General features: G+C 68.4%; 10 protein-coding genes. 9 read left to right on the forward strand and 1 reads right to left on the reverse strand.

What is annotated here, in order from left to right:
• Window positions 1-26 precede the first annotated feature (26 nt).
• From AB0M15_RS21255 to AB0M15_RS21270, 4 genes are all read left to right on the forward strand, one after another.
• Window positions 27-896 carry a Scr1 family TA system antitoxin-like transcriptional regulator gene (locus tag AB0M15_RS21255; RefSeq protein ID WP_363821409.1) on the forward strand — a complete coding sequence of 290 codons (870 nt, stop codon included), beginning with the start codon at window positions 27-29 and terminating at the stop codon, window positions 894-896.
• Window positions 897-962: 66 nt separating this feature from the next.
• Window positions 963-1,304, forward strand: a complete 342-nt coding sequence (locus AB0M15_RS21260) for a YciI family protein (RefSeq protein ID WP_363821411.1) — start codon at window positions 963-965, stop codon at window positions 1,302-1,304.
• Window positions 1,301-2,563 carry an RNA polymerase sigma factor gene (locus tag AB0M15_RS21265; protein ID WP_363821413.1) on the forward strand — a complete coding sequence of 421 codons (1,263 nt, stop codon included), beginning with the start codon at window positions 1,301-1,303 and terminating at the stop codon, window positions 2,561-2,563. The genes AB0M15_RS21260 and AB0M15_RS21265 overlap by 4 nt, the downstream gene beginning before the upstream one ends.
• A 64-nt stretch (window positions 2,564-2,627) precedes the next feature.
• A complete protein-coding gene (locus tag AB0M15_RS21270; RefSeq protein ID WP_363821415.1) occupies window positions 2,628-3,203 on the forward strand; it encodes a maleylpyruvate isomerase family mycothiol-dependent enzyme in 576 nt (191 codons plus the stop codon).
• Between the two features lies 1 nt (window position 3,204).
• Here the strand turns inward: AB0M15_RS21270 and AB0M15_RS21275 are convergent, their stop codons facing one another.
• Entirely contained in the window at window positions 3,205-4,098 is an 894-nt protein-coding gene (locus tag AB0M15_RS21275) for a hypothetical protein (protein ID WP_363821418.1), read from the reverse strand.
• 194 nt (window positions 4,099-4,292) lie between these two features.
• Between AB0M15_RS21275 and AB0M15_RS21280 the strand changes: the two genes are divergently transcribed.
• The 5 genes from AB0M15_RS21280 to AB0M15_RS21300 all read left to right on the forward strand — a co-directional run bounded on the left by AB0M15_RS21280 (window position 4,293) and on the right by AB0M15_RS21300 (window position 13,192).
• On the forward strand, window positions 4,293-4,916 hold the full coding sequence (locus AB0M15_RS21280) for a papain-like cysteine protease family protein (RefSeq protein ID WP_363821420.1): 624 nt from the start codon (window positions 4,293-4,295) through the stop codon (window positions 4,914-4,916).
• Between the two features lie 3 nt (window positions 4,917-4,919).
• A complete protein-coding gene (locus AB0M15_RS21285) occupies window positions 4,920-5,702 on the forward strand; it encodes a hypothetical protein (RefSeq protein ID WP_363821423.1) in 783 nt (260 codons plus the stop codon).
• A gap of 431 nt (window positions 5,703-6,133) precedes the next feature.
• Window positions 6,134-8,263: a DEAD/DEAH box helicase gene (locus AB0M15_RS21290; RefSeq protein ID WP_363821426.1), complete on the forward strand. Its 2,130-nt coding sequence runs from the start codon at window positions 6,134-6,136 to the stop codon at window positions 8,261-8,263.
• 102 nt (window positions 8,264-8,365) lie between these two features.
• On the forward strand, window positions 8,366-12,283 hold the full coding sequence (locus tag AB0M15_RS21295) for a bifunctional nitrate reductase/sulfite reductase flavoprotein subunit alpha (protein ID WP_363821429.1): 3,918 nt from the start codon (window positions 8,366-8,368) through the stop codon (window positions 12,281-12,283).
• 93 nt (window positions 12,284-12,376) lie between these two features.
• The gene (locus tag AB0M15_RS21300) at window positions 12,377-13,192 is read left to right on the forward strand and encodes an alpha/beta hydrolase (RefSeq protein ID WP_363821432.1); all 816 of its coding nucleotides are present in this window, start codon (window positions 12,377-12,379) and stop codon (window positions 13,190-13,192) included.
• The last annotated feature ends 15 nt before the right edge of the window (window positions 13,193-13,207 follow it).

Here is a 13,207-nt window from a genome sequence, read left to right on the forward strand (position 1 = left end):
GTTCGATAATGATGTAGAGTGGAGGCATGGCTGGGCGGAGTGAGGCGGGGCCCACCGCGTTGCGAATCATGCTGGGAGCGCATCTGCGGCGGTTGCGCGAGCGTGCCGGAGTGACCCGGCCGGAGGCGGGCTGGGCGATCCGGTCGTCGGAGTCGAAGATCAGCCGGATGGAGCTCGGCCGGGTCGGCTTCAAGGTCCGCGACATCCAGGATCTCCTCACCCTGTACTCCGTGAGCGACCCCGACGAGCGGGAGCGGTTGGTCCAGCTCGCCCGGGATGCGAACAACCGCGGCTGGTGGCACCGGTACCACGACGTCACCCCGGACTGGTTCGACGCGTATCTCGGGCTGGAGGCGGCCGCTGACCTCATCCGCACCTACGAGGTGCAGTTCGTGCCGGGCCTGCTGCAGACACCGGCGTACACCCGGGCGGTCGCGTCGCTCACCTCGGAGACCGAGCGGTCAGCGGCGGAGCTCGACCGCATCGTTTCCCTGCGCAAGACCCGCCAAGCCGTGCTCGACCGCGATCCACCACTGCGCTTGTGGGCGGTGATCGAGGAGTCCGTACTGCGGCGACCGATCGGCGGGACAGCTGTCCTGCGGGAGCAACTGGCCGCCTTGATCGAGGCGATCCACCGGCCGAACGTCACCGTGCAGGTCATCCCGCTTGGCAGCCCCGGGCACGCGGCGACCGTCGGCGCGTTCAGCGTACTTCGGTTCCCGCAAGCGGATCTGCCCGACGTCGTCTACCTGGAGCACCTGACCAGCGCGCTCTATCTCGACAAGCGCGACGACCTGGACGCCTACACGCATGTCTTCGACAGTCTCACCGTCTCCGCTCCCCCACCGCAGGAGGCCGAGCAGCAGCTCGCAGCCATCCTCACGGAACTCGGCTAGATTTCCAGGAAGCTGATTGTCCGTCTGGGCCGTTGCCGTTCGTCGGTCGGGTATGAGGAGGACTGCGTGAAGTACCTGTTGATGATCTGTGGCGACGAGTCCGCCGCCGAGCATGCCAACGACGGCTGTGGTGGCTGGTCCGAGGAGATGGAGCGCCGAGGGGTGGTCCGCGGCGGTGCCGGTCTCGCGCCGGCAACCGATGCGACCACGGTCCGGGTGCGCGACGCCGAGGTCCTGCTGACCGACGGCCCGTTCGCCGAGACCAAGGAAGTCGTCGGCGGCTTCGTCCTGATCGAGTGTGCCGACCTGGACGAGGCGATCGAGATCGCCGCCAAGCATCCCGTCGCCGGCTACGGCACGATCGAGATCCGCCCAGTCCTCGACGGACCGGCTCCCAACGTCCAGTGACCTCAGAAGACCGCAAGCCGGTCGACGAGGCCGTCGAGCTGGTGGTCGGGCGGGCGTTTCGGGAGGAGTGGGGGCAGGTTGTCGCGACCCTGATCCGGGTGACCGGCGACTGGGATCTTGCCGAGGAGTGTGCCCAGGAAGCGTTTGCCGCGGCGCTGGAACGGTGGCCGCGCGACGGTGTCCCGACCAAGCCCGGCGCCTGGCTGACCACGACCGCCCGCCATCGCGCCATCGACCGGCTGCGGCGCGAGGCGGTAGGTGCGGCCAAGCTGCGAGAGGTGGCGACGATGACTGACGACGTAGTACCGGAGCCTTCCGAAGACGAGGCGGTGCCGGACGACCGGCTGCGGCTGATGTTCACCTGTTGCCACCCCGCGCTCGCGCTGGACGCCCGAGTCGCCCTCACTCTCCGCACGCTCGCAGGCCTCAGTACGGCGGAGATCGCGCGAGCGTTCCTGGTCCCGGAGCAGACCATGCAGAAACGCATCAGCAGGGCCAAGCAGAAGATCAGGAACGCAGCGATCCCGTACCGCGTACCGCCCGCGCAACTCCTCCCCGAACGCACTCCCGCGGTGCTCGCCGTCCTCTACCTACTCTTCAACGAGGGCTATACCGCAACCGCAGGCGCGGACCTGGTACGCCGGAATCTCACCTCCGAGGCAATCCGCCTGACCCAAGTGCTGGCCCATCTGATGCCCGACGAACCCGAAGTCAGCGGGATGCTCGCACTGATGCTCCTCCACGACTCCCGAAAGACCGGCCGGCAAGACGCCACCGGACAGCTGATCCCTTTGGAGGAACAGGATCGGAGTCGCTGGGATCCCGAACTGATTGCCCTGGGCACCGAGATCCTGGACCGCGCCCTCCGCCGGCGTGAACCAGGTCCGTACCAGATCCAGGCCGCCATCGCCGCCTGTCACGCGACAGCACGAGACGCCCAGGACACCGACTGGCCGCAGATCGCCGGCCTGTACGCGCAGTTGGCGAGATTCGCGCCGACTCCAGTGGTCCGACTCAACCAAGCGGTCGCGATCGGGATGGCCGAGGGCCCCGAGGCGGGCCTGCTCGTCGTCGACGAACTGGTTGCCTCAGGCACCTTGGCCGACTATCACCTGCTGCCTGCTACCCGAGCCGATCTCCTGCGCCGGGCCGGCCGCCGGGAGGAGGCCGCCACCGCCTACCGCGAGGCCCTTGCCAAAGCGACCACCGAGACCGAGCAAGCCTTCCTCCGCAGGAGAATCGAAGAAACCGCTCTCTGACCTGTCCGTCCCGGCCTGTCTCGTTCGTCGGTGAGGTGACCCAATGGACGAGAGGACGCGAAGAATGACCGACATCAGGCAACTGATCGCGGCGGAACGCCACGAGTTGGCCACCCTGCTCAAGGACCTGCCGACCGGCCAATGGGACGCCCCCAGTCTCTGCGAAGGCTGGCGGACGCGTGAGGTGGTCGCCCACCTCACGATGCCCTACCGCTACTCGACCTCCCGATTCCTGCTCGAGCTGGCCAGATCAGGCGGCCGGTTCAACCCCATGTCCGACCGCCTCGCCCGGCGGGACGCCGCCGAACTCAGCGCCACCGAACTCACCGACTGCCTCGCGGCCAACGTCGACCACCCCTGGAAGCCACCAGGCGGCGGCTTCGAAGGCGCTCTGTCCCACGACGTCATCCACGGCCTCGACATCACCGTTGCCCTAGGCCTCGACCGCACAGTCCCACCCGAACGCATGCGCGTAGTCCTCGCCGGCCTCTCCCCCAAACACCTCAAGTACTTCGGGGTAGACCTCACCGGCATCCAGCTCAAGGCAACCGATCTCGACTGGACCTACGGCACCACCGGCAAGGTCATCGAAGCCCCAGCGCAAAACCTTCTCCTGAAAGTCTGCGGCCGGCATTCCTAGGCTAGTCCCACTCCCAGTCGATACCGACCACGCCGCGGTCGGCGGCCGGTACGACGACGTGCACCCGGCCGTCCGGCGTCATCATCAACTCCCGGCGCAGTACGTCGGGGCCGCCCGAGTGGTGGCGGCGGAACTCGGTCACTCGTACCGGCATCGCCGAGCGGCTGAACTGGATCTCCAGCACGTGATGCGTGCCGGCCCATTCATGGAAGCGGAAGTACTGCGTCGACGGGATGCCGTTCTGATCTGCGATCTCGTAATGCACGACCGCTGTATCCCCCACAAGCAACGTGCGATCCAGCAGCAACTCGCCGAGTACTGCGCCGTCCTCCGGATCGCGAGCGACCCGGCCGGTGCGGCAGCCGGCCAGCCCGCGCGGCACGATGTCGTGAGCGTCGCAGCCCGGTTCGCCCTGGTGCACGACGATCAGCCGGTCCACGTCCTTGACCGCGACCAGCGCCTGGATCACCCGCTTCGAGGTCATGCTCCGGTCCGCGCCCATCTCGATCTCCTCGACGACGGTGAGACTGCGCAGCCGGCCGTGGGCGTCCCGGCGTACCTCGTCCAGCAGCCGGATCAGGGTCGACCCGTTCGCGACTACGGCGTACGGACGGGTGGGCGCCTCCGTGGTGGGCACCCGGACGGCGAGCCACCCAGCGGGCAGGTCGAGCAGCTCCTCGAGCGCCGTGACGACGGCGAGCGAGCCGGAGCGCGGATGGCGGCTGCCGCTCTGCCAGGTACTGAGGGTCGCGACGCCGACATGCAGGCCGCGATCGGCGAGCCTGGCCTGGATCCGGTTCAGGGCCAGCCCGCGGTTCGCGATCGCCGCCCGGAGCGCATCGGCGAACGGCGCCTCGGGGCCGACGTCGGGGACGTGGGTCCGCGCTTCCGTCATCGTCCGCTCCCTTGCCGGGGCCAGGTCGGCGTCAGTGTAAACGTTCACAACGGCGCCGGGCAGGCACCGGTCCACTGCTGTTCACCTCGTGTCTGCCGTTCACACCGCCGCGGGACGCCCGAGTCAGCGCTTGTCCGGACGTGATCGGGTGATCACGATGAGTGCCCTCACCGCCCCAGTGAAGGAGGCCCCCTATGAGGAGGGTCAGCACACCCCGTCCGAGGTCGTGGCTCGCCGCAACGATCGTCGGCCTGGCGGCACTCCTGCCGCTCGCCCCCGCCGCGTCCGCCGCCCCCGGCGCCGTTGCTCCGGTCACCCCCGCCGCCTCGAAGGTGCTCGCCAGCCGGTACCTGAACGTCACCGGCCAGGCCCAGCAGAAGTCGAACTGGTGCTGGGCCGCCACCGGCAACAGCATCGCGGCGTACTACGGCAGCAACTACTCGCAGAACCAGTTCTGCAACATGGCCTTCGGCTACAACCAGAACGGCACCTGCCCGAACGACCAGGCGACGCTGGCCAACGACCAGCGCGCGTTCCGCACGATCGGGATCAGCCAGGGCAGCTACATCAGCGGCACCCTGAGCTTCGCCACCATCCAGACCGAGATCAACGCCAACCGCCCGGTGATGACGCGGATCGGCTGGAAGTCCGGCGGCGGTCACATGATGGACATCATCGGCTACGACACGTCCAACTCCACGATCGAGTACTACAACCCGTGGGGCAGCGATCCCCGGTACAACTACTCGACCTACAACTGGTACCTGAACAACTCCCAGTTCCAGTGGACGCACTCGCTCTACCGGATCGGAGCCTGAGCCATGATGCCTGTCAAGCACCTCGTACTCCGGACAGCGGCCGGCCTCGTCGGCACCGTGCTCGCCTTTGCCGCCACAGCGACCGCCGCCACCGCGTCGCCCTCCAGCGGCCCCGACCTCGCAGCGGCCGCCACCGCGGCCCACTCGACCGAAGCGACCCAACTGCTGAGTAAGGCCGCCCAACGACCGGGCTCCGCCGCCGCCAAGTCGACCGCGAAGCTGGCCATCCAGCAGGACGTCATCCCGGTCTACGCGTTGAGCGCCGACTTCGTCCGCACCGGCGCCGGCGACGTCGGTACTCTCTGGTACGTCGCGACGCCGGCCAGCAAGGGCACCGACAAGCTCACCGTCTTCACCGCCCCCGACCAGGCCGGCGCCTGGCACCCGGTGAACGTTGCCACCGGCAACACCGAGGCGACCATGGCAGCGGCCGCCCGGGGCGCGAAGCTCCTCACCGAGCCCCAGCTCGGAGCCTGGTATGCCGTCACCGGGAGCACACTCCGAGCGCTGAACCCGGAGGCGACCAAGGCGATCGGGAGCGCGCCGATCGCGCTGACGGCGTACCGGCAGCAGGTCAGCACCCGCTATCAGGACAAGCAGGCCGGCAGTACCTACGCCAAGAACGGCACCGCCGGTGGGTACGACGTGACGGCCGGCACCTCCACGGCCGCCTCCTCGGTCCAGAAGGACACCCCCGGCGCCTGGCTAATCCTGGCCGCCGGTACCGCGGTGGCGCTCGCCCTCGGCGCGGTCATCCTGGTCACCCGCCGCGGGCGCACCGCCTAGCAGCGCCCAGTAGCCCGACTCGCTTGTGTCCGGGACTCCCTGACCCCGGACACAAGCGAGTCGCTCGTTCCGGTCCGGTCCACCGGAATTTGAAGATCGGACCGATTTCCACCTCCCTGAAATGTCCAGGCGACCTGTCTACCGCTAAGCTGGTGGTCAGCACCGAACGTCGGCGACGCCTCTAGCGACGCCGATCACCTCGTGACAGCTGCGTTCGCTGACTGGGATCGACCATCGACGGCCGGTACCACTCGGTGGCCAGCTCCGCCGGAACCGACATCTCGACCGCTCGAAGCAGCGGTGTGCCCGGGCCGCCTCGGCGATCAGCCGGCCCGGACCAGTGACTGCGATGCCGGATCGGTCACGCGAGGGCGTGCGGTGCGACGTCCCGCCACGGCGAACACGCCGGGGCAGTTCAGAGGAGGAATCGTTTGGCCCGACGAGGCCAGCGCCAGCCCGGCGCTCGGCGTACTGCTGCTGCCCCCCGCCGACGGCGTCCTGCCCGCGACGCCGAAGGTCTGATCCCGGTGCTCGCCCGCGCCGTCCGTGAGATCGAGGCGGCCGTCGAGCGATCCAACGTGCAGCCGTCCGTCCGGACGAAGTTCCAGGTGGTGGCGCTGCTGGTGCGCGAGGAGCGCGCCCGGGTGAACGGCGACTCGAAGGCGACCGAGGCCTACCGCGCGACCCAGTTGCGCCGGCTCGACGGTCTCGCCACGATCCTCGCCAAGAGCGCCGCGCTCGAGCCGTCGCTGCTCGCGCTGCTGGCCGAGGACGCCGTCATCTCCGAGGCCGCCGCCGCGCTCAAGCGCGAGATGATGCTCGCGGCCGGCGAGGAGCCGCCGGAGCCGGTCGAGCCGACGGTCATCGAGCCGCAGACGGCCGCCGCTCCCCCGCCCCGACAGGTGGTGCCGCAGTCGGTCGTCTCTCGTCAGCTGGCCAACCCGTTCCTCGCGCCCGACTTCAGCGCCGCCGCTGCCATCCCGAAGCCGCAGGCGCGACGCCTGTCCGGGTGGGAGCTGATCAACCCGCTGCTCAAGTCCTTCGAGTATGCCGCCGCCTCCGCGAGCAAGACGTTGCCCGAGCCGGCTTCTCTGCACCTCCCGGGTGGCCAGGAGCTGATGCCTCACCAGGCACAACTTGTGGCCGCTGCCGCTGGGGGTCATCGCACCTTCCTGCTCGCCGATGAGCCTGGTCTGGGCAAGACGGCTCAGGCGCTGCTGGCTGCCCAGGCGGCCAATGCCTATCCGCTGCTGGTCGTAGTACCGAGCGTCGTGAAGACGAACTGGGCGCGCGAGGCCGGGATCTGGACGCCGAAGCGGGTCGCCACCGTGATTCAGGGCGACGGCGACACGATCGACGGGTTCGCCGACATCGTGATCGTGAACTACGAGGTGCTGGACCGGCACGTCGGCTGGCTCGGCGACCTGGGCATGCGCGGCATGGTGGTCGACGAGGCGCATTTCATCAAGAACAAGAAGTCCCAGCGTTCCCGCAACGTGCTGCAACTGGCCGAGCGGATCCAGTCCCGGACCGTCCGCCCGCTGCTGATGGCACTCACCGGTACGCCGCTGATCAACGACATCGACGACTTCCGGGCGATCTGGCAGTACCTGGGCTGGATCGACGACAAGGCGCCGAAGGCCGAGCTGATGGCCAAGCTCGACGACACCGATCTGACCCCGGCCGACCCCGGCTTCTACGCGGCGGCCCGGTCGTGCGTGATCGACATGGGCATCGTCCGTCGCCGCAAGGTCGACGTCGCGGCCGACATTCCGGCCCGCCGGATCGCTGACCTGCCGGTCGAGCTCGACGGTGCCGCCGGCCGCTCGATCCGGGCCGCGGAGCGCGAGCTCGCCGAGCGCCTGGTCGCGCGGTACGAGATGGCTCTCCAGACCCGTACGTCCGGCGTCACGGTCGAGGGCATCGACCACGACCTGGTCCGCGCGGTGGCGGGCTGGGAGCGGACCGAGCAGGCGAAGGCCAAGAACGGCGACAACATCTTCAGCCTGGTCCGCCGGATCGGCGAGGCGAAGGCCGGACTGGCCGCCGACTACGCGGCGCAGCTCGCGCACAACGTCGGCAAGGTCGTCTTCTTCGCCCGGCACATCGAGGTGATGGACACCGCCGAGGCACTGTTCGCCGAGCGCGGCATCCGGTACGCCTCGATCCGCGGCGACCAGACCCCGAAGAAGCGCCAGGCCAACATCGACGCGTTCGTGAACGACCCCGAGGTCGAGATCGCGGTCTGCTCGCTGCTGACCGCGGGCGTCGGCTTGAACCTCCAGGTCTCCTCCAACGTCGTCCTGGCCGAGCTGTCCTGGACCAACGCCGAGCAGACCCAGGCCATCGACCGGGTCCACCGGATCGGTCAGGAGGAGCCCGTCACGGCCTGGCGGATCATCGCCGCCCAGACCATCGACACCCGGATCGCCGACCTGATCGACGCCAAGGCCGGCCTCGCCGCCAGAGCCCTCGACGGCTCCGACGAAGAGGTCACCTCGTCGGCCGACCTCCAACTCGAAGCCCTCGTCACCCTCCTGACCAACGCCCTGGAGGCCTGAGCCCGGTCCTCACTGGTCCTCTCGGGTGGTGGGAGGTGTTCGTAACGCCGGGGGACTATTGGCGTCACGGGTGTGTAACCGCGTCGTCATAGGTTCGGCTGGGTGGGCGAACAGGTGCGTACCGTGTGCACGTACTGCGGCGTCGGCTGCGGCGTGCTGCTGGATATCGCGCCCGGCGTCGACGGAGGCCTGCCGGTGGTCAAGGCGTCCGGTGACAAGGCTCACCCGGCGAATGCGGGGCGGTTGTGCACGAAGGGCGCGACCAGCGGGGAGCTGTTTACGGCTCCTGGGCGACTGGACAAGGCGCTGGTCCGGGCCGAGCGTGGCGCGGAGCCGGTTGCGCGGCCTGTTGACGAGGTGATCGCGGAGACCGGGCAGCGGTTGCGCGCGATCATCGACGAGCACGGGCCGGACTCGGTCGCCCTGTACGTCTCGGGGCAGATGACGCTCGAGGCGCAGTATCTGGCGAACAAGCTCGCCAAGGGGTTCATCCGGACCAACCAGATCGAGTCGAACTCCCGGCTCTGCATGGCCAGCGCGGGCACCGGCTACAAGCTGTCGCTCGGCTCGGACGGACCGCCCGGGTCGTACGAGGACTTCGATCACGCCGACGTGTTCCTAGTGATCGGCGCGAACATGGCCGACTGCCACCCGATCCTGTACCTGCGCATGATGGACCGGGTCCGGGCCGGCGCCAAGCTGATCGTGGTCGACCCCAGGCGCACCACAACGGCCGACAAGGCTGATCTGTTCCTGCAGCTCAAACCCGGTACGGACCTTGCATTGCTCAACGGCCTGCTGCATCTCCTGGTCGAGGGCGGGCACGTCGACGAGCAGTTCATCTCCGAGTCGACCGAGGGCTGGGAGGACATGCCGGCGTTCCTCGCCGACTACCCGCCTGCGGTCGTCGCCGGGATCACCGGTCTGCCGGAGGAGTCGTTGCGGCAGGCGGCCGAATGGATCGGTACCTCGGGCAACTGGATGAGCTGCTGGACGATGGGGCTCAACCAGAGCACGCACGGCACCTGGAACACCAACGCGCTGATCAACCTCCACCTCGCCACCGGCGCGATCTGCCGGCCGGGCAGCGGACCGTTCTCCCTGACCGGCCAGCCCAACGCGATGGGCGGCCGCGAGATGGGCTACATGGGACCGGGCCTTCCAGGGCAGCGCTCGGTACTGGTTCCGGAGGACCGCGCGTTCATCGAGGACCTGTGGAAGCTGCCGCCGGACACCCTGCGGACCGACGTCGGGCGCGGCACGGTGGAGATGTTCTCGCAGCTCGCCGAGGGCAAGATCAAGGCCTGCTGGATCATCTGCACGAACCCGGTCGCGTCGGTGTCCAACCGCAAGACGGTCCTTGCCGGCCTGGAGGCGGCCGAACTGGTCATCACCCAGGACGTCTTCACCGACACCGAGACGAACGCGTACGCCGATGTCGTACTGCCCGCCACGATGTGGGCGGAGTCCGAAGGCATCATGATCAACTCCGAGCGGAACCTGACGCTCGTACCAGCCGCTGTACCGCCGCCGGGTGAAGCGATGCCGGACTGGGAGCTGATCGCGCGAATCGCTTGTGCGATGGGGTTCTCGGACGGCTTCACGTATGCCAGCGCCGAGGAGGTGTTCGAGGAGATCCGGCAATGCTGGAACCCACAGACCGGGTACGACCTTCGCGGCGTCAGCTATTCGCGCCTGCGCTCGGATCCGGTGCAGTGGCCGGCGGCTCCGGAAGGGCCTTCACGCAACCCGATCCGCTATCTCGAGGGCGACGGACTCCGATTCGCCACCGCCAGCGGGCGGGCGATCTTCTATCCGCGGCCGCATGTGCCGGCGGCCGAGATGCCGGATGACGACTACCCGTTCCTGCTGAACACCGGCCGGGTCCAGCATCAATGGCACACGCTGACCAAGACCGGGACCGTTGCCAAGCTCAACAAGCTCGCACCCGGTCCGTTCGTCGAGATCCATCCGGCCGACGCCGCCCGGTTGATGGTTGCCGAGGGCGACGAACTCGAGGTCGCGTCCCGCCGGGGGCGCGCGGTGATGCCGGCGGTGATCACGGATCGGGTCCGGGAAGGCAATCTCTTCGCGCCGTTTCACTGGAACGATCTGTACGGCGAGTACCGGGCGATCAACGCGGTCACCAACGACGCGGTCGATCCGCTGTCGTTCCAGCCCGAGTTCAAGGTCTGCGCGGTCACGGTGACCCTGGTGAGCAAGCAACCCGAAGCGTCGGACGTTTTCGGGTTGCCAACCACGCGACCTGAGCTGACCGATGACGAGAAGCGTTATCTAGCAGGGTTTCTACAAGGGGTCGGAGCGAAACCACTCGACGGAGCGGTTCCGGTGTTGCCCGCCGGTGCGCCGTTCGCCGCGGATCGGGCGCTGTGGGTGAACGGCGTACTGGCTGGCATGTTCTCACGTCTCCCAACTGCGCCTGCTCCGGCCGGGCGGCCGTTGTATGTGTTGTGGGCCTCGCAGACCGGTACTGCGGAAGAGTTCGCCGTCGGCACCACCACCCCGCGACTCGTCACCGCCGGCCTCACACCAGTCGCGCATTGCATGGCTGACCTCTCCCTCGACGCGCTCCCCCGCGAGGCCGACCTCGTCCTCGTCACGAGCACCTTCGGCGACGGCGATGCACCCGATAACGGCACCACATTCTGGGACTCGTTGGCGAGCGCTCCCCCGGGCGCGCTCGCCGGCATCCGGTACGCCGTACTGGCGTTCGGCGACTCCAGCTACGACAACTTCTGCGGCCACGGCCGACGGCTCGACACCCGCCTTGCCGAGCTGGGCGCAGTGCAACTGCTACCGAGAGTCGACTGCGAGGGCGAAGACTCCGGCAGCAACGCCTGGCTCGAACAGCTTGTCGACAAGCTGAAGCCGGCTCCGGCAGCGTCTCGCCGCAAGCCTGCGCAACTCGCCCGCCTGGTGGGGAACCGGCTGTTGAGTCAGCCGGGCGCGGGTAAGGAGGTCCGGCAATTCACCTTCGACACGACCGGGACCGGGCTGACGTATCAGGTCGGCGACTCGCTCAGCGTGATGCCGCGCAACTGCCCCGACCTGGTCAAGGAGTGGCTGACGACCACCGGCATCGACCCCGCCACGGAGGTGGAGCTCGGCGGTACCGCAGTACCGGTTGCCACTGCACTGCGCGACCATCTCGACATCACCCGCATCACGCCGGACCTGTTGCGTTTCGTCGCCGAGCAGACCGGCGATGTCGAGCTCAAGACGCTGGTCCGCGCCGACAACAAGGGCGAGCTCGCCAAATGGCTGTGGGGTCAGCAGGCGGTCGATCTCGTTGCCTCGTACAACCTCATGGTCACCGCGCAGGGATTGGCCGACCTGCTGCCGAAGCTCAAGCCCCGGCAGTACTCGATCTCGTCGAGCCCATTGACCAGCCCGGACCGGATCAGCCTGACCGTGTCCGTCATCCGGTACGCCGGTCCGCTGGGCGTCGGCCGCAAGGGCGTGTGCTCGACCTATCTCGCGGACGCCCCACTCGACCACCCGATCGCGGTGACTGTCCAGCCAGCCCCGCATTTCCAGCCGCCGGCCGATCCCGGCGTACCGATGGTGATGATCGGTCCGGGTACCGGCGTCGCGCCGTTCCTCGGGTTCCTGGACGAGCGGCGGGCTCGTGGCGATCGGGCGCCCAACTGGCTGTTCTTCGGTGAGCAGCATGAGGCCACGGACTTCTACTACCAGGACGAGTTGACCGCGCTGCAGCGCGACGGCGTACTGACGTCGATCGATGTCGCGTTCTCGCGGGACCAGCGGAACAAGATCTATGTCCAGGACCGGATGCGCGAGCACGGCGCCAAGCTCTGGTCGTGGCTCGAGGACGGCGCTCACGTCTACGTGTGCGGCGATGCGACCCGGATGGCCAAGGACGTCGACCAGAGTCTCCGCGACATCATCACCCACCACGGTCATCTCACCGCCGACGAGGCCGACGTCTACGTGAAAACCCTGGCCACGACGAAACGCTACGTGCGGGACATCTACTAGTGCCTCCACCAGGGTCTTGCCCTGGCGTGACGGGCCGGGGAGCGGCGGATCTTCGGAAGTACAGAGAACTTCCGAAGATCGGAGAAACCAGCAATGTTCACCACACGCACCCTGCGCCGGCGCGCACTAGCTCTCGTCGCAGGCCTGACCATCGCAGCCGGGGCCGGACTCGCCACCACCGCGTCCAGCGCCTCGACCAACACCACCCCGAAGCCGACCGTCGTCCTCGTCCACGGAGCCTTCGCGGACTCCTCGAGCTGGAACGGCGTGGCCGATCGGCTGCAGAACGATGGTTACCACGTGATCGGCGCGGCCAACCCGCTGCGCAGTCTGCCGGGCGACTCGGCGTACATCAGCTCCGTACTGCGCTCCGTCACCGGCCCGATCGTGCTCGTCGGCCACTCGTACGGCGGCTCGGTCATCACCAACGCGGCCGCAGGCAACCCGAACGTCAAGGCGCTCGTCTACGTCGCCGCCTTCGCGCCCGACGCGGGTGAGACGGCAACCAACATCCTCACCACCTTCCCGGGCAGCACGCTGAACCCGACCCTTCAGCCCCTGCCGCTCGCCGACGGTAGCGTCGACCTGACCGTTCGCCAGGACCTCTTCCACCAGCAGTTCGCCGCAGACCTCCCGGCCCGCGACGGCCGGCTGGCCGCAGTGGCCCAGCGCCCGGTCAGCGCGGCCGTCTTCGACCAGCCGACCGGTACGCCGGCCTGGAAGACGATCCCGTCGTACTTCGAGATCCCCACTGCCGACAAGAACATCCCGCTGGCAGCGCAGCGGTACATGGCGTCCCGCGCCCACGGAACCGCCATCACCGTGCAGGGTGCCTCGCACGCCGTCCTCATCTCGCAGCCCGGCATCACCACCAAGCTGATCGAACGAGCGGCCCACGAGACCAACTGACATATCCCAACCCCA

Origin of the sequence: Kribbella sp. NPDC051718, from assembly GCF_040681515.1 — a bacterium.
Taxonomy (GTDB): domain Bacteria; phylum Actinomycetota; class Actinomycetes; order Propionibacteriales; family Kribbellaceae; genus Kribbella.